This window comes from Sphingobium limneticum, from assembly GCF_008710155.1.
GTDB lineage: Bacteria > Pseudomonadota > Alphaproteobacteria > Sphingomonadales > Sphingomonadaceae > Sphingobium > Sphingobium limneticum.
This window is the reverse complement of record NZ_VYPZ01000016.1, coordinates 61,271-77,687: the sequence shown is the minus strand read 5'-3', so window position 1 is coordinate 77,687 and position 16,417 is coordinate 61,271. Positions and strand designations below refer to the sequence as shown.

The following is a 16,417-nucleotide window of genomic DNA, read 5'->3' as shown; positions in this document are numbered from 1 at the left end:
CCTGACCCGTCCCCAGACATTCCCCTGATCCTCATATATTATCTGGAGTGAAATCATGGAAAACCGAAGGAAACCTGCGCCTCCTGCCGCCACGCTCGACATAAACTGCGACTGCAAAGAATATGTCCTGGACTATCTGGCGCACTCGTTCCCAACCCAGCTCTTCGAACCCTATACCGATGGCGAGGGTAACCTGTGCTCGCGGCCGGTGATGCGGGATGGCCAGCCCGTACAATGCCGCGATGCGCTCGAACGTCGCGATCGTCTCATCGAGCATCTCGGCGCACTGGCCCCGGTGCAAGGCGCCCTCGATCAGATCGTCCAGCGGTTCGGCACCGAGCAGGTCGCCGAAGTCACCGGACGGTCCCGCCGCGTCGTCGCCCGCATCGGCGCGGACGGCGAACGGCGTCTGTGTGTGGAACATCGCGCGGGCAGCGCCAACCTGGCGGAGACCGCTGCTTTTCAGGACGATGACAAGCGCGTCCTCGTGTTCTCCGACGCGGGTGGCACGGGCCGGAGCTATCATGCCGACCTTGGCGCCAAGAACAGGCGGCTGCGCATTCACTATTTGCTCGAGGCAGGCTGGAAGGCGGACACGGCCATTCAGGGGCTCGGGCGCACCAATCGCACCCACCAGGTTCAGCCGCCCATCTTCAGGCCGATCTCGACCGACGTGAAAGCGGAAAAGCGGTTTCTATCGACCATTGCGCGGCGGCTCGACACGTTGGGCGCGATTACCAAAGGACAGCGGCAGACCGGCGGACAGGGTCTCTTCCGTGCCGAAGACAACCTCGAAAGCGCCTATGCCAAAGCGGCACTGCGCCAGCTCTACACACTGCTCCTGCTCGGCAAGGTGCCGGGCTGTACGCTGCAACGGTTCGAGGACGCCACGGCCCTCAAACTGACCGATCGCGACGGCACCCTGCGCGAGGAACTGCCGCCAATCACGCAATTCCTCAACCGGATGCTGGCGCTGACCATCGACCTGCAAGGCACGATCTTTGAGGTATTCGAAGGTTTGCTTCGCGCCAAGATCGAAGGCGCGGTCGCCGCCGGCGTCTATGATCGCGGCGTAGAGACCATCACGGCGCACTCGCTACGCGTCACCGAGCGCCGCACGCTCTATACCCACCCTGCGACGGGCGCCGAGACCCAGGTCTTTACGGTCGTCGAGCGAAACCCGACCCGGCCGATTTCACTTGCCGAAGCGGTTGAGCGCGGTGCCGACCGCGACTGCCGCTTATTGATCAATCACCGTTCGAAGCGGGCAGCGGTACAAATTCCGGCCCCCAGTCTGACGCTCGATGACGGCGAGGTGGAGCGCCGCGTAAGGCTCCTCCGCCCAGTCGAGCGCATGGCCATGGCGCAAAACGCTCTTGAAGAATCGGCTTGGGAAACGGTCGACGCGGAGCGCTTTGCCCACGCGTGGAGTGCGGAAATCGCCGAATTGCCCGCCTTTACCGAAGTCACCTCGCACATCGTCACCGGGCTGCTGTTGCCCATCTGGCGACGCCTTCCCGGAGAAGGATGTCGGGTTTACCGGCTCCAGACTGACGATGGCGAGCGCGTGATCGGCCGGCAGGTCGCTGCAGCATGGGTGGCTCAGGCCTTCGGAGAAGCGCCCGTAAGCATGGCTGCAGGTGATGCGTTTGCCGCCGTGCTGACCAAGGGGGATACGCTTCACCTTACCGATGCGATGTCCCTGCGGCGTTCGCTCGTCATGGGCGTTCAACGGATCGAATTGGTGGGTTTCACCAGCGCGATGGTCGCGCGGCTGAAAGCCATCGGCTTAACCTCCGAAATTATCGCCTGGAAGCTGCGCCTGTTCATCCCGACGGGCAGCAACGGTCCTTCGATTACAGCGCGTTTGCTCAGTCGGCACCCTATCGAACGGATCGCCCCTCGGGTGGCAACCCGCCATGCCGCAGCCTGATCGGAGACCGGCAATGCACGGCCCTGCTGCTGAGCTGGCCGACCGTCTCGCGCGGAACGCCGAGGCGGTCTGCCGACACTATTTGTCCAATGGACGCCGCGAAGGCCGATACTGGCTTGTCGGCGACATCAACAACAACCCAGGCCGCAGTCTCTATGTCCGGCTGCGCGGCATCGAAACCGGCAGCGGCGCGGCCGGCAAATGGACCGACGCCGCGACGGGCGATCATGGCGATTTGCTCGACCTGATCGCCGCCTGCCGAAATCTGCAAAGCCTGCGCGACACCTTGGACGAGGCTCGCCTGTTCCTCAGCCTGCCACGAACCGAGTCTCATGCCGACAGGCGACCGGCCACGCCGGTCCCAACAGGGTCGCCCGAAGCGGCGCGTCGCCTATTTGCGATGTCGAAGCCGATCACGGGCACAGTCGCACAATCGTATTTGCGCCGACGCGGCATTACGGATGTGCGGCATGGCGACCCCCTGCGCTTTCATCCTCGCTGCTGGTATCGCGGTGATGACGAAGACCCGCGTGATCGCCCGCGCGACGCCTGGCCAGCCATTATTGCAGCGGTCACCGATCTCGACGGCACGATCACCGGAGCCCATCGGACCTGGCTCGATCCTTCAGGCTCGCACAAGGCCGACATCTCCACCCCCAGGCGGGCCATGGGGCAGCTGTTGGGCAATGCAGTGCGGTTCGGTCATGCTGTGGATGTGCTCGTTGCCGGTGAGGGCATCGAAACAATGCTTTCGGTTCGTCAGATCCTGCCAACCCTACCGATGGCCGCCGCCCTGTCGGCCAACCACCTCGCGGCGTTGATCCTGCCCCCCACGCTCCGTCGGCTCTATATCGCTCACGATGCCGATCCGGCCGGTGATCGGGCGCAGGAAACGCTGGCCGAACGCGCGATCGCCCTGGGGATCCAAGTCATTCCCCTGAAACCCAACCTCGGCGACTTCAACGACGATCTGCAGCGGCTTGGACGCGATGCGGTCACGCGCGAGCTCCGCGATCAGCTCCTGCCCGACGATATTGTCCGATTTCCTTGATCGATGGTGATCGCCAGGAAGACGCTTGTTGTCCGTAAAGCAGGAGGAACGCTCGGTCTGACCTTGTCTTTGAGGCGCGGCGCCCACGGCCTTCTGAGAGGGCGATCGGACCGGACGCGGTTCGGGTCGGCAACGGCTGCGGCGGGCTATTTTCCGCCGGTCCTGCGGACCTTTGCATCGCGAGCCAAAATAGCCCGCCTTCGCCGTCCTACGCTGCGCTGCGGCCGCTCGGTCCTTCGGACCGGCGGTGCAGGCCCGCTCCGCCCCCGCTCTTCGTCGCCTGCGAAGGCCGCGATGGGCGCGGCCGGCAAACGGACAGGCAGGACACCATGAGCACCGATCCCGATTTCGAACCGCTGCACGAGCAATCCCCCACCTCCAGCCTCCTCGATGAGCTGCAACTCTTTGGACACAGGCCCTTCGAGGATGAACCCGATCCCAGGCCGTTGCCCGAAGAACGCCACGTCCGTGGCGCGATCGCCGACATCTTCGACGCCCTCGCTTCCACATTCCAAGACACACGTCTTGAACCCGACCTCGACGACCTGCTGTGGGCGACCGTGAACCTCTTCCACCGCGCCGCCGAACGGATCGAACGCGAACTCGACGATAACGAGCAAGCCCAAAAGCGCGGACAGCGCGAGCAGGACGGCTCGGAGGTCAAATCCGTCGAGCTGGAGCGTAAGATCGCAGAAGGCATGACGCTCATTGAACGCCGCAATGCCTTTGAATTTATGCGTGACCAGGCAGCCGACCAGTTCGAGACCCACCTCCGGTCAACCTGGCGCCCGCGCTCAGGCTCAATGGTCAATCGCAAGGCGCTGACCTCGGCGATGATCGACAGCCGCGACTTCATTGCCGCCCGCAAGCGCGCCGAGAACGAGGTAATGCTCCCCGCCGGCGCCAAGGTCGCCTTTACGGGTGGCTCCGACTTCAACGATCATCAGGCGGTCTGGGCAGCACTTGATCGGGTCCGCGCCAAACACGCAGACATGGTGCTGTTGCACGGCGGCTCCCCCAAGGGGGCGGAGCGCATCGCGGCCTGCTGGGCCGACAATCGCCACGTCGCACAGGTCGCTTTCAAACCAGACTGGACCCGCCACGCCAAAGCCGCGCCATTCAAGCGCAATGACCAACTCCTCGACATCCTGCCGATCGGGGTCATCGTGTTTCCAGGATCGGGCATTTCCGACAATCTTGCGGACAAAGCTCGCAAACTCGGCATCCCGCTGTTCGATTTTCGGAAAGGAGGCTGACCGATCAACGACCAACCGCGTCGCGCTGACAGCGAACGAGGCGAGCGCGCAGCACCTTTTCCTCCGATGCGGCGGACCGTGTGCGGTAGGCATCTGGCAAGGCGAAATACTCGGCTAGAGCCGTCGCCGCCTCGGCGAACTGCCGCGCACGCACCATCGCGCCGGTCAGCTTGTCCATATAATAGCCAAGTTGCCATTCGCCGGCTGCGTTCAGCGGCACGTCTTGGTCGATCGCCTGTCGGATAAGAGGTCCAAGCTTGGCGATTTTCTTGACGGCCGGCTCTGCTTCCACCGCTTTAAACATGCGGTTCGACAACTTCTGCATATGGTCATAATAATAGCTGACCCCGTCCTGCCGAGCATCCGCATCAGGGTCAGACCATGCTTTTCCCGCACTGAATATCTTGAGCTCACCGATCGGACGCATCGCCGCGCGATAATATTCGGGAGCCGGAATGACGCGGCTCAACGGCGAACCATCACTACTGCGACCGCGCGCCCGACTGCTATCGTGAACCGGATCGACGCCATCAGGCAAGGCGTCGCGGAAGTCCTCCCGCGCAAAACGGCCGAGCAGCCGCAACCTAGCACCGCGATCGATCTCCGTTTCGCCGATCAACGCGGTCAGGAAGCTATGGAGGTCTGCCGCGTGGTCGCCCGCTTGCCCCTCGCGTCCAGCGCGCGCCGCCTTTTCCAGCAGCGCAACTTCGCGCGCTGCAGCACCGATCCGGTCGGCGACCCAACGATCGGGATTGGCTACGAGCGAGCTGAGCACGATCCACAGGCGTTGGCGGACGAACTTGAGTTTTCCGTCGACCGTATCGGATCGATAATAGGCCTCGCCATAAGCACGGCAGGCTTGCTTGGAGTCGAGCTTCCAATTTCCAAAGGCAGATCCGGCTATGCTCTCGGGTACAAAACGCACAGAGACCGCCTTGTCGGCTTCAGCGGGATCATGCTCTAGCGGCATAAAGCCAGAGCTTGCCGCGAGATCTACAATGCCCGCAGCGGCAACCGCCAGCGCGTCGCGTTTTCCCTCCAGCCTCTCCACCGCCGTCTTGTAGCGGGTAGCGGTGATCAATTGCCGCCTGAAAGCATTCTCCGCTTGGAGGGTATGGTTGAGCTGGAACCTGTCATCGGCCCGGCTTCCGGGCTGGTCGAGCTTATTTGACAGGGCGCGCAGCCGCGTTTCTCGCCATTCATCTATGAAAGGGTAGCGGCCCTCCGCAATCGCTTTTTCTTCAAGTGCCTGCACCTTCTTGGCCGATGCACTCTCTCGCGCCGCAAGTCTCCCATGCTCAATCCAAGCTTTTATCGCCGCCTCAATCCAGACATGCCCCAACGCCGCCAACCCTTGCAGCCCATTGGGAAGCGCCGCGTCCTTCGTCGCCTCGACCGCGATACGAATGATATCGGCAAGACGCTCGCAGGCGTTCGCTTTGTCGAAAGCTTCCCAGCTCGCGTCCGCATCGACCGCCCAGGCGGGATTGAACGTCAGCCCCAGTGCAAGGCCCGCGTGTCGATCCTCATCGAAAATGTCGGCCGCAGCGAGAAGAGCCTCAGTTCGTAGAAGGATTTCAAATTCGTGCGCAGAACGTGGATATTGAAGAACTGACCCGAGCCAGAATCCTGGGCTCACCGGACCGCAGGCGAAGCTCGATCCCCCGCGAGTTCCGTCCTGGCTTGATCGGTCGATGTTCCCGTCGGGCTGGAGCGTTGCTTCTGTCTCGCTAAGCATCAGAATATCGAGGACGTCCGCAAATGCCGCATTCAGGGCGACCATGTCAGCGGCATTGCCGCCGGTATCTGGGTGCAGAAGCATGGCAGCCCTGCGGTAAGCGGCTTTTGCCGCAGCCAGATCCGCAATCGCCTTTGGATCAAAAAAATCGGAAAACCGGGGCCAATCGCTTTGTTGGAGCGCGAGCGGCGATGAACCGTGGGCAGGTTTCGGACGCGGCCGGACATAGAGTTCGTAGAGAGCGTCGAGCGCCCCTGCGGACTCGACTAAAAACCGCTCGATCGTGCTGACGAACGATGGCGCGAAGTCCCGCCGCCGCGATGGGTTGTTGAACTGTCGATAGTAGAAAAACTGCTCTTTGGCGTCGAAAAAGGCCTGCAACACCTCACTCGAAACCGCATTGAGCACTGCGCTCGCATCCGGACTTTTTCTCGTAATCGCCGTCATCAATCCCTGCCTTCCCCACCCGGTCTAAGTTGGTGGATGAAAACTGTCATCGCCTGATGTGAGCTGGCGCACGACAAAGGGAGCATCCGTCCAAAACCCTCTGGATCAGCCTGACGCCTCTCGGCCCCAACTGCGGGGAGCACCCCGCTCTCATAGCCGCATCCTTGGTCCAGGCCTCGGCCTTCCACGATCAACCCGTAAAGGGTCCGCTAAGCGGAGCTTGCGGCCGCTGGGCTAACGCCTGGCGCGGTGACCGCGGCCGTTTCCCGGACACTTCGGGCGCCTGTCGAGCGGGGATGGTCCCCGCCTCCAGACAGGAGCCGGAACGATGTCGCTTTCTCTCGCCCAACATAGCGCCTGGAACCTCGCAAAGACCCTCATGGTCTGCGTCACCCTTTTCAAGGCAGGATCCGAGTTCGGCGTCATGCCCTCGGCCGAGTTTGACGGCGACCCCGACAGCGTCGTTCATGAATATGACCCCTGGTCGTGAGCCATACCAGTTGGGCGGAAGCGCAAAAACGCGCTCCCGCCCAGCCGACTTTTGGGCTATACTCTACGCTGCGCCGTGGTGGTGGTGGAGGCGCGACCGTTCCTGTTTGCAACGGAGTACACCGCCATGATCATTCTGGGCATCATCATGCTGATCATCGTACTGGGTGCGATGTGTTGGTTGCTGTTCAACCTCGCCGTTTTCGCTCTTCCGCTGTTCGCCGCTGTGTCCGTGGGGCTCGCGACGACCGATACCGGTGCCGGTCCAATCGGCGCAATTTTTCTCGGTCTCCTAGCTGGCATCGCCACGCTTACCGCAGGCCAAATGGTCTTTACGCTCGTCCCGTCTACGTTGGTCCGCGTCGCTGTCGCAGGTCTCTTTGCGATCCCCGCCGCGATTGCGGGCTATCATGCCACGCACGGGCTCGCCGCGCTGGCGATCCCGGCTGAGGGATGGCGCCAAGCCTTTGCCGTCTTCGGCGCTGGAGCGATCAGCCTCACTGCCCTGGCTCGACTTGCTTTGCCCCGCGGGGCAGGCTTTCGAGCCACCCCTTCAGACGCGCGTCTATCAGGGCAATAACGTCTCGCCAGAATGATTCCCCGCCCCTACCTACCCGAGCAGGTGCAGCAGCTCAGGTCATCACCATGACGCACCGGGCGCGAACGGGGCTGGAGAGTATGGCCCGCTTCTTGTCTGAGATTGACGATTAAGTGCGGTTGCCGGTTAAACGAGCCTGCCCATTGCCGCTTTCGTTCAGGGAGCCTCCCACGGCGACTCGGCGAAGATCGACAACCCCCATGAGCATTTCACTTCTATACTGCCGCCCCGACAATCGGGCCGTGCGCGCCGTTTTGTACGCTGGACTATCCGACAATGCGCCGTCTGCGTTTTTGCCTTGCTTGGAGCCAAGGACATTCGCCAGGTCTGCGGTTGGATCGGCTATCAATGCACACACCCAAGCGGTCTCTTGATGGACTGATCTGGCCGAAGGCCGGCTTCGCCTCGATCGCCTCAGCCGCAACGCCTGTCGTCCGACTTTCTTCCCCGGCCCGGCGGGCCTCCTCGCGGGACAAGAAAGTCTCCCGACCGACATCCTCCGCTGCGCTGCGGCCCTGAAGGGTGCGGCGTCGATCACCTCCGGCCCCTTGATCACCATCGAGGCCGCGATGGGCGCGGTGCTCGAAATAGCATCCAAGGAGACTTAACATGGCGACCATCGGCACCTTCAAGAAGAGCGGCAACGAGTTCAGCGGCGAGATCGTGACGCTCAGCGTCCAGGCCAAGGGCGTCCGCATCGTCCCCGAGGCGAACCGCAGCGGCGACAACGCGCCGAGCCATCGGGTTTACGTCGGCCGTGCCGAGATCGGCGCCGCGTGGAGCAAGACCTCGAACGAGGGCCGCGAATATCTGGGCCTCAAGCTCGATGATCCCAGCTTCACCGCTCCGATCTACGCCAATCTCTTCGACGACGAAGAGGGCGACACCTTCAGCCTGATCTGGTCGCGCGCCGCCAAGCGCAACGGCGACTGAGCCTCTCACCCCGCCCGGGCCAGCCCGGGCGGGGACTCGCCCCACCGCGTATTTTTATCGGTCCTGGTTAAGTCTCAGAAGTCGGCGCGGGTTCCGCCTCGGGGTCGGGCCGACGCAACAGATCGGCCGCTTCGACACCTAAAACATGCGCCAACCGATCCAACACATCGATGCTGGCGGCATAAACGCACCGTTCCAATGAACTGATATACGTCCGGTCGATCTCGGCACGGTGCGCGAGCTCTTCCTGGGAAAGCTCTTGAGCCTGCCGGTAATTCCGCAGGTTAAGCGCGAGTACCTCTCGTATCTCCATGAACGAGACAGCACTGGCTTGTAGAGTATTTCACCACGGAGTATTCTCTACAGACCATTGGCTTGAAGGCTGTGAGCGTGCGACCGCGTCCCATTTTCAGCAGTGCCGCAGTGCAAAAAACTGCTTGTGCGGCAACGCTTGGCAGTTTCATTAACCTCGTGATTCAGCCCCCTCTCAGCCGCGCTCGTCCGTGATGGCCAACTCGCCGATTTCAGATCTCGCCCCAGACGTTCCCGATCTCACCGCCTATGATCGTGACCAGATGCCCACCTATTTGCGTCTGATTGATGCCGCCGACGACGGCGCTGATTGGCGCGAGGCGGTGGAAATCATATTTGGCGTCGATCCGAACGCCGACCTTGAGCGGGCGCGTGCCATCTACGACAGCCACTTGGCACGGGCGCGGTGGATCAGCGCGCAGGGGTATCAATCGCTTGTTTGGCCCAAAGCCTGACGTCCGTGCTGCCCGCCATCACGCGATAGAATATCCATTTTGGCGTGATCGGTTTTCACGAACACCATGCCTAGCTCACCGGGGTTCAATCCCAAGAATGCCATCCCGAATCCTATAGCGGCGCGCAACCGTGGCGCGTCCTGTGCAAGGAGTTCGCGATGTCGAGTAAGCGTAACTGGCGAGATTCTGGGCCTTATCTTCGGGCAAAGGAGCTTCCGGCGGCCGATCTGGCCTGGGAATTTCTGCGCCGCAATCCAGCGTATCAAAGGGCCTATGCGTCGGTGATGCGCTCCTCGGCAGATGCCGCTGACCTGATGGCACAGCGCTGGGGCCTGCGATTTCGCGGTGGACCCTCGCCGGGCGGCGGAAGAGACCGAAGTCTATTGGCTTGCCAATTATGATCCCCGCCTGATCCAGCTCGTCGCCGATACTACCGGGCTAGGCGACGTGACGGCTGGGCAGCTCCCGCTGCGCCACGATATTGCCAGCGATGATGGCGCTTACGCAAAGATCGGTGCCTCCAAGGCCTCGGGCACGGCAAAGCTCGCGCCCGGCCTGCCGCTTGACGCGCCGCTGATGGCGATCGTTCCGCTCGATGCCAACATCCCAACGCGGATCGAAGCGATGGCTCGCTTATGGCGTGCGCTGACGGGCCAACAGCCTCTTCCCTATGCAAGCGAGCTCCCAGCGTCACGCCGAGAGCGTCTGGCGATGAGCCTGCGCGCCGTTGACGCCCGCCATGCCGGCGCCACACGCCGTGACATCGCAGTGACCATATTTGGTCCGGAGCAGGTGCCAGAGGGCGTCGCATTCGACGACCATCATCTGCGCAGCCGAACCGCCCGCCTGATCCGGGACGGCCTGGCCCTCATAGCCGGCGGATACCGCAAGCTCCTGAAATCCTGACACGGCGCCCGGCTGGGCCGCGAAAATGTCCGGCTGACGGGTCGGAAACAGGGGGCGTCGTTTGCGACCCGCCTCGGCCTTTTCCTACTTCGCCACATTCGCCTTCGACCGTCGGCAGCTCGCCAGAGCCGCCGCAAGCTTTCGGAGGTTCGATCATGTCCTCATCCGCGACCGCGACATTACCACCCCGCTGCCTTCGTACACCCGAGGCCGCGCGCTTTCTCGGCCTTTCAGGGCGCACGCTCGAAAAGCACCGGACCTACGGAACTGGCCCGCGATACTCCAAGATCGGCGGCCGCGTGGTTTATCGCGTCGAGGACCTCCAGATCTGGGTTGATCGCGGCGCGAAGTCTTCCACGACAGACGAGACCGGAAGCGTCGTCCTTCCCGCCAAACGGCACACGGAAGAAACATCCTTCGAGCACCGTCGATGAGCGCGCGACCGAGCGCGCAGCCGGGGCGTCGCCACCCGACGCCCGAGCGCGACCAGCTTGAGCTTTTCCGCGCCATCCCTGGCGATCTGGCGCCGCGTGATGCCCAGGACTTGATGGCCTACCCATTCTTCAGCCTGGCGAAATCCAAGCGGCTCAAGCCGATCGACTTTCAGGCAGGCTCCGTCGCGATCCGCGTCGAGGCCGTGCCCGAGCATGGTATGGCTACGATCTGGGACGCCGATGTACTGATCTGGGCAGCCAGTCAGTTGGTCGAAGCGCGCGACCACGGCTTTCGGACATCGAGGCTGGTTGCGGCGACGCCCTATGAGATCTTGACCTTCGTGGGCCGTGGCACGTCAGCGCGAGACTATGATCGCCTGAAGGCCGGCCTCGACCGTCTTCAGGCAACGACGGTCGCCACAACCATCCGCCAGCCCAGTGAACGGCGTCGGCACCGCTTCTCCTGGATCAACGAGTGGAAGGAAACGTCCGACAGCAAAGGCCGCCCCTACGGGGTCGAACTTATCCTGCCCGACTGGTTCTACTCGGCCGTCCTCGACGATGCTCTGATCCTGACGATCGACCGGGCCTATTTCGATCTGACCGGCGGGCTGGAGCGCTGGCTCTATCGGATCGTCCGCAAGCATGGCGGGCGCCAGCCCGGCGGCTGGAGTTTCGACCTCACCCATCTGCACGCAAAATCCGGCTCGCTGAGCCCGCTCAAGCACTTCGCTTATGACCTGCGCGACATCGTCCGCCGCCAGCCCCTGCCGGGTTATAAGCTGACGCTTGAACGTCCCTATGGCTTTGATCGCCTGGTCTTCGTCCCCACCACCGACCCGCTGGATTTTGCGATCCCACGTCGGCTGCGCGGCGCTTTCGCTGGGGATAAGCTGTGAATTGCGTCGTGCTATCAAGGACCGCCGCTATCGTGCCATCGGGGACCGCCGCCTCGTGCTATCGAGGACCGAAATCGCCGATATTCGTTGCGATTTCAACGCGATACTCCGCCCTTAACATCTCTAACCTAGAATCCTTCGGATTCTTTCTAACCCAGTTGGCGGCTCCGCGCGGCCTGCAGCGCGCGGATCGGAGCGGGCGATGATCGTCGCCTTCCTCAACCAGAAGGGCGGCGTTGGAAAGACGACGCTCGCCTTGCATCTGGCGGGCGCCTGGAGCGCCCGCGGCCGGCGTGTTCTGGTCGTCGATGCGGACCCGCAAGCGTCGGCGCTCGACTGGGCAGATCAACGGCTGCGCGAGGGTCTGCCACGACTTTTCGGCGTCCTCGGGCTTGCGCGCGAAACACTCCACAAGGAGCTTCCCGACCTTGCCCGCGACACCGACCATCTGATCATTGATGGCCCACCGCGAGTCGCCGGCATCGCGCGTTCCGCACTCCTCGCAGCCGATCTGGTGCTCATTCCGGCTCAGCCTTCGCCATTCGATGGCTGGGCTTCCAGCGAGATGCTCAGGCTGCTCGACGAAGCCCGTATCTTCCGACCGGAACTGCGCGCCCGGATGCTCCTCAATCGCTGCGCGGCGCGCACCGTCATTGCCCGCGAAACCGCAGAGGCACTGGCTGACCAGGATCCGCCGATGCTCGCGAGCCGTGTCGGCCAGCGGGTCGCATTCGCCGACGCGGCACGCACCGGCCGCCTCGCGTCGGAGAGCGACACCGGACAAATGGCGACACGCGACATCGAGGCGCTGGCCGATGAACTCGATGGATTGGCGCAATGACCGATCCTCGCAAGCCGGCCTTCGTCCGTCGTCCCAGCGACCCAGACGCCTGGGTGCGCGCGCCTGATCGACCGTCATCCGGGCTGCGTGACAGCCATACGGCGCGCCTCACCATCGACGTGACGCCGGCGATGCGCGGCCGACTCAAGATTATCGCCTTTCGGAACGGCCAAACCGTCGCCGATATGTTGCGCGCGCTGCTCGATCGCGAATTTCCGAACGACGAAAGTTCGCCCGGATGACCGATACCGTCCTCAGAACACGCGTTGAACTGCTCCATCTTGAGGGCAAGATCGAGCGCTGGATCCGCTTCGGCCATGTCGCGGACGAAGAGATTCTCGATCGTCGGCGTCGGGCCTTTTGGTTCAGGCCCGACAGCGTGTTCGCCTTCATCCGGTGGGCCGCCGGGGACCACGGAACCCTCGTCTCCCGCATCGATATTCTGCGCGCCTGCCATGCGAACGAAGCCTACACGACCATCCCCGGCGTCGCGCCAGGGGGTGAGGTTCTGCTGCGCGCAAACGGTTGGGCCAAAGTCGAGCGCGTCCTGCAACTGATCGATCAGGTCGAGGCGCTTGGCGTGCAGCCCGCCGACGCCTGTCCGGACCACTGGCGACACATCCACAACCGCCTTGCCGCTGCCGAGGAGCCGCGTCCCTACTCGGTTCGACGGCACGCGGCCTGGCTTTCACGGCGGAGTCTGAACCGATGAAATTGCCATGGAAACCTCTCGCCGCAGCGACGGCGGCGATCGGCATTCTTGCCATAACCACCGTCATCCACCCGCTCCCGCGCGTGATCTGGAATGCCAGCGCAAGCGTGCCGATCGGCCTGTATGCGGTTGATCCGCGCCGCTCACCCGAGCGCATGGATATCGCCGTCGTCCATCCGCCAGAACCACTCGCGCGATTTCTGTCGGAGGGCGGCTATCTGCCTGAAGGGGTGCCGCTTCTCAAGCATGTCGCGGCCCTTCCAGGGCAACGCGTCTGCCGGCGTGATCGCACCATCACCGTCGACGGCGTCATGATGGGTGAGGCCCTCAGTCGGGATCGGCGGGGTCGCCGGCTGCCCGTCTGGCGCGGCTGCCAAACACTCGCCGCCGATCAGGTTTTTCTGCTCAATCCTGACAGCAGCGGATCGCTGGACGGTCGGTACTTCGGGCCACTTCCTGCCAGTGCCATCCTCGGGGTCGCTCGACCGCTCTGGACCGCGGAGGATCGGCAATCATGACATTCCCTCGCGCCAGCCGACTCGGTTTGACGACGGTCGCGCTGCTCTTGAGCGTGACAGTCGGCGCTAACGCAACGCCCGCGAAGGAGCCGGTAGCAGCACAGAATGCGGGAGATCCGATAGCGACGGCCATCGACGAAGCCTCCCGGCGGTTCGGCATTCCCGAAGCTTGGATCCGCGCCGTCATGCGCGTTGAAAGCAATGGCGATCGCCGCGCGGTATCGCGCGCCGGCGCGATCGGGCTAATGCAAGTCATGCCCGCGACCTACGCCGAATTGCGCCGGCAACTCGGGATTGGCATGGACCCTTTCGACGTCCGCAACAACATTCTCGCGGGCACGGCCTATCTGCGCCAGATGTACGATCGCTACGGAGCGCCCGGCTTTTTGGCGGCCTACAATGCTGGGCCAGGGCGCTGGGAAGGCCACCTCGACGGAAGCCGTCCCCTACCTTCAGAGACCGTCAATTATCTGTCGAGGCTGGCCCCGGCGCTCGGATTCGCCGCCGTCGATAGCGCCAGCGAACCTGCTGCCAGGCGCCCACCTTCCCCCTTCGAGGCCCCATTGTTCGTGCGCGCCAATGGTGTTTCGGTCGCGCAGTCTGCGCCCAGCGACGCAAATCGAATTCTCGAAATTCTCGTCGCCAATCCAACGCGCGTGGGGCGTGACCAAGCGCCATCGCCTACCACTGCCAATGCACCGCCGATGTTTCGAGACGATCCATCTGTCGCCACCGGGGTTGCACAGACGTCGTCTTCGCCAGCGCCTTCCCGTCGGTCGCTCCTCCCGGCCGAAAGCCCCCTTTTCGTTGCGCGCAACGAGGCCCGGTCCGCGCAATGAAGCACCCCCTGCGAAATCGTGTCCCGGGCAGCCATCGGCGGCAATGGCGTACTGTCGGCGGTGATGGGCAGGTTGGTCGGCGTAAAAACTGTCGGAAACAGAGCAGAGGGCAAGATAAAAGCCCTGCCTGCGGCTTGGGTCTATGCGGTTGGTATTCTTGGATATTTTTGTCTGGCACCCGCCGATACCCTGCCAGACATTCTCGAGATTTTCGATTTCATTTCATTCGCTTAGACGCCAGCAAGCGCTTGTCGCAGGACATGAACCGATGAAGCGGGGCGACGACGACCTGCGTATCCGGCCCGGTCGAAGCCGTGACGGCGGAACACCTGGGGGCAAAGCCAAAAGCTTCGTGGCCAAAGTCATGCGAGCGGCCAGCCGGGCCGGACATGGCGGACGACGGTTTTCCAGCGTCAGCGTCCGGCAATCTTCGTTCGGTCGTGGCCGCGCTGCGACCGCGCGTGCGGCGCTACGCAGTCCCTCACGCCGGGTGCTCATCAAGACGCGCGTCGCACGTCACCGTGGCAGTCACTTTCGCGCCGCCCCGCTTTCCACTCACCTGACCTACCTTCAACGCGACGGGACAAACCGAGAGGGTCGTCCCGGTCAACTGTTCGATCGCGCAAGCGACCATGCTGATGGCCGAGCCTTTGCCGATCGGTGCGAAGAGGATCGCCACCATTTTCGGTTCATCGTCTCACCCGAGGACGCGGCGCAGATGAGCGACCTCCGAGAATTCACGCGCGACCTCATGGCGCAGGCCGAAGCAGATCTGGCAACCAGGCTCGATTGGGTCGCGGTCACACATCACAACACCGACAACCCTCACGTCCATCTCTTGGTCCGTGGGCGTGATCAGGATGGCGCCGACCTCGTTATCAGCCGGGACTATATCAGTCGCGGTCTGCGGGGTCAGGCTGAGCGGCTCGTGTCACTGGAGCTTGGGCCGCGAAGCGACCAAGAGGTCAGCGTGACCCTGCGGCGTGAGGTCAGTGCGGAGCGGTGGACCCGCCTGGATCGAACCTTGCGCGACTATGCGGACGACACCGGCGGCGTCATCGATCTCCGTCCTGGTGGGCACGCTCACGGCGACAAAGACCTGCACGATCTGTTGGTCGGCCGTGCCCAGCATCTGCAGCGCCTCGGCATCACCGATCAGATTGGCCCCGCGCAATGGACCATCGCACCCGACGCCGAGACGACTCTGCGGGCGTTAGGCGAACGCGGAGACATCATCAAAACGATGCATCGGGCGCTCAATCGGCAAGGTCAATCGCGCGGCGTCGCCGACTTCGCAATTCACGGCGAGGGCTCGCCGAACGTCCTCGGCCGCCTCGTCGATCGCGGCCTCCAGGATGAACTGGCAGGAACCGGCTATGTCGTCATCGATGGGATCGATGGCCGAACCCATCATGTCCGGCTACCGAGCATCGAAGCCACAGGTGATGCCAAGATCGGTGCAATCGTGGAGGTGCGTCCCTTCACCGGCGCGGACAATCAGCAGCGTCTCACCCTCTCGGTGCGATCGGATTTCGATCTGGCCGAACAGGTGTCCGCCACCGGTGCGACCTGGCTCGATCGTCATCTCGTCGGCCGAGATCCGTCGCCAGTCGCCAGCACAGGGTTCGGCGCCGAAGTTCGCGAGGCGCTCGATCAGCGCACAGACACACTTGCCGCAGTGGGTTTGGCCAATCGACGCCGCCAAGGCGCGGTCTTCGCACGCGACCTCATTGATACGCTGAGACAAAGCGAGCTGGCCAATGCCTCAGGTCATCTGGCAAGCGAGACCGGCCTTCCCTATCGGCCCTCGGAGCCGGGCAATCATGTCGCCGGCCTCTACCGCCAGCGCGTCAACCTCGCCTCAGGCCGCTTCGCCATGATCGACAACGGCCTGGGCTTTGAGCTCGTGCCCTGGAAACCTGCCCTCGATCAGCATCTCGGCCGCCAAGTCACAGGCGTGATGCTTCCTGGCGGGGGCGTCGATTGGTCGATGGGTCGCAAGCGAGGGCTCGGCATCGGCTGACCCCACCGTTCTGCACGACAGCCTAGCCGATCC

The 16,417-nt window shown here is 63.3% G+C and carries 20 protein-coding genes and 1 pseudogene; 18 read left to right on the top strand and 3 right to left on the bottom strand.

Features of this window, described 5'->3' with window-relative positions; translation table 11 throughout:
* Positions 1-52: 52 nt before the first annotated feature.
* The 3 genes and pseudogenes from F4U94_RS16975 to F4U94_RS16965 all read left to right on the top strand — a co-directional run.
* A pseudogene (locus F4U94_RS16975) lies at positions 53-1,933 on the top strand (strawberry notch C-terminal domain-containing protein); the annotation flags it as partial.
* Between the two features lie 13 nt (positions 1,934-1,946).
* Complete coding sequence (locus F4U94_RS16970) at positions 1,947-2,984, top strand: DUF7146 domain-containing protein (RefSeq protein WP_037530065.1); 1,038 nt, start codon at positions 1,947-1,949, stop codon at positions 2,982-2,984.
* 329 nt (positions 2,985-3,313) lie between these two features.
* Entirely contained in the window at positions 3,314-4,240 is a 927-nt protein-coding gene (locus F4U94_RS16965) for a DUF2493 domain-containing protein (RefSeq protein ID WP_150412049.1), read from the top strand.
* 4 nt (positions 4,241-4,244) lie between these two features.
* Here the strand turns inward: F4U94_RS16965 and F4U94_RS16960 are convergent, their stop codons facing one another.
* On the bottom strand, positions 4,245-6,425 hold the full coding sequence (locus F4U94_RS16960) for a hypothetical protein (protein ID WP_150412048.1): 2,181 nt from the start codon (positions 6,423-6,425) through the stop codon (positions 4,245-4,247).
* A 328-nt stretch (positions 6,426-6,753) separates the two neighbouring features.
* On the opposite strand from F4U94_RS16960, the gene F4U94_RS24430 reads away from it, so the two are divergent.
* The 3 genes from F4U94_RS24430 (at position 6,754) to F4U94_RS16945 (ending at position 8,445) form a co-directional block, all read left to right on the top strand.
* Complete coding sequence (locus tag F4U94_RS24430; RefSeq protein ID WP_170271952.1) at positions 6,754-6,915, top strand: hypothetical protein; 162 nt, start codon at positions 6,754-6,756, stop codon at positions 6,913-6,915.
* Positions 6,916-7,041: 126 nt separating this feature from the next.
* The gene (locus tag F4U94_RS16955) at positions 7,042-7,494 is read left to right on the top strand and encodes a hypothetical protein (protein WP_211363310.1); all 453 of its coding nucleotides are present in this window, start codon (positions 7,042-7,044) and stop codon (positions 7,492-7,494) included.
* Between the two features lie 627 nt (positions 7,495-8,121).
* Positions 8,122-8,445, top strand: coding sequence for a DUF736 domain-containing protein (locus F4U94_RS16945; RefSeq protein ID WP_069321281.1), 324 nt, complete (start codon positions 8,122-8,124; stop codon positions 8,443-8,445).
* Between the two features lie 67 nt (positions 8,446-8,512).
* Here the strand turns inward: F4U94_RS16945 and F4U94_RS16940 are convergent, their stop codons facing one another.
* Complete coding sequence (locus tag F4U94_RS16940) at positions 8,513-8,758, bottom strand: helix-turn-helix domain-containing protein (RefSeq protein WP_150412046.1); 246 nt, start codon at positions 8,756-8,758, stop codon at positions 8,513-8,515.
* Positions 8,759-8,951: 193 nt separating this feature from the next.
* Here F4U94_RS16940 and F4U94_RS16935 point away from each other — a divergent pair, with 193 nt between their 5' ends.
* The 11 genes from F4U94_RS16935 (at position 8,952) to F4U94_RS16890 (ending at position 14,595) form a co-directional block, all read left to right on the top strand.
* Complete coding sequence (locus F4U94_RS16935; protein WP_150412045.1) at positions 8,952-9,212, top strand: DNA -binding domain-containing protein; 261 nt, start codon at positions 8,952-8,954, stop codon at positions 9,210-9,212.
* Positions 9,213-9,370: 158 nt separating this feature from the next.
* Positions 9,371-9,613: a transcriptional regulator domain-containing protein gene (locus F4U94_RS25565; RefSeq protein ID WP_428842951.1), complete on the top strand. Its 243-nt coding sequence runs from the start codon at positions 9,371-9,373 to the stop codon at positions 9,611-9,613.
* A complete protein-coding gene (locus F4U94_RS16930) occupies positions 9,558-10,118 on the top strand; it encodes a DUF2285 domain-containing protein (protein ID WP_150412044.1) in 561 nt (186 codons plus the stop codon). Before F4U94_RS25565 ends, F4U94_RS16930 begins: the two co-directional genes overlap by 56 nt.
* Before the next feature lie 155 nt (positions 10,119-10,273).
* On the top strand, positions 10,274-10,552 hold the full coding sequence (locus F4U94_RS25025; RefSeq protein WP_150412043.1) for a helix-turn-helix transcriptional regulator: 279 nt from the start codon (positions 10,274-10,276) through the stop codon (positions 10,550-10,552).
* On the top strand, positions 10,549-11,451 hold the full coding sequence (locus F4U94_RS16920; protein WP_069321284.1) for a replication initiator protein A: 903 nt from the start codon (positions 10,549-10,551) through the stop codon (positions 11,449-11,451). The genes F4U94_RS25025 and F4U94_RS16920 overlap by 4 nt, the downstream gene beginning before the upstream one ends.
* Positions 11,452-11,653: 202 nt before the next feature.
* Complete coding sequence (parA, locus tag F4U94_RS16915; RefSeq protein WP_150412042.1) at positions 11,654-12,292, top strand: ParA family partition ATPase; 639 nt, start codon at positions 11,654-11,656, stop codon at positions 12,290-12,292.
* Entirely contained in the window at positions 12,289-12,534 is a 246-nt protein-coding gene (locus F4U94_RS16910; RefSeq protein ID WP_150412041.1) for a ribbon-helix-helix protein, read from the top strand. The genes parA and F4U94_RS16910 overlap by 4 nt, the downstream gene beginning before the upstream one ends.
* Positions 12,531-13,004, top strand: a complete 474-nt coding sequence (locus F4U94_RS16905; protein ID WP_150412040.1) for a DUF2840 domain-containing protein — start codon at positions 12,531-12,533, stop codon at positions 13,002-13,004. Before F4U94_RS16910 ends, F4U94_RS16905 begins: the two co-directional genes overlap by 4 nt.
* Before the next feature lie 83 nt (positions 13,005-13,087).
* Positions 13,088-13,522 (top strand): S26 family signal peptidase, encoded by a 435-nt coding sequence (locus F4U94_RS16900; RefSeq protein WP_428842950.1) that lies wholly within the window; start codon positions 13,088-13,090, stop codon positions 13,520-13,522.
* A complete protein-coding gene (locus F4U94_RS16895) occupies positions 13,519-14,361 on the top strand; it encodes a lytic transglycosylase domain-containing protein (protein WP_150412038.1) in 843 nt (280 codons plus the stop codon). The genes F4U94_RS16900 and F4U94_RS16895 overlap by 4 nt, the downstream gene beginning before the upstream one ends.
* Positions 14,362-14,379: 18 nt before the next feature.
* Positions 14,380-14,595, top strand: a complete 216-nt coding sequence (locus tag F4U94_RS16890; protein ID WP_150412037.1) for a hypothetical protein — start codon at positions 14,380-14,382, stop codon at positions 14,593-14,595.
* Positions 14,596-14,842: 247 nt separating this feature from the next.
* Here the strand turns inward: F4U94_RS16890 and F4U94_RS25455 are convergent, their stop codons facing one another.
* Complete coding sequence (locus F4U94_RS25455; RefSeq protein ID WP_346266171.1) at positions 14,843-15,043, bottom strand: hypothetical protein; 201 nt, start codon at positions 15,041-15,043, stop codon at positions 14,843-14,845.
* Between F4U94_RS25455 and F4U94_RS16885 the strand changes: the two genes are divergently transcribed.
* Positions 14,972-16,384 (top strand): relaxase/mobilization nuclease domain-containing protein, encoded by a 1,413-nt coding sequence (locus tag F4U94_RS16885; RefSeq protein WP_428842953.1) that lies wholly within the window; start codon positions 14,972-14,974, stop codon positions 16,382-16,384. The two genes, F4U94_RS25455 and F4U94_RS16885, sit on opposite strands and share 72 nt — an antisense overlap.
* Positions 16,385-16,417: the final 33 nt, after the last annotated feature.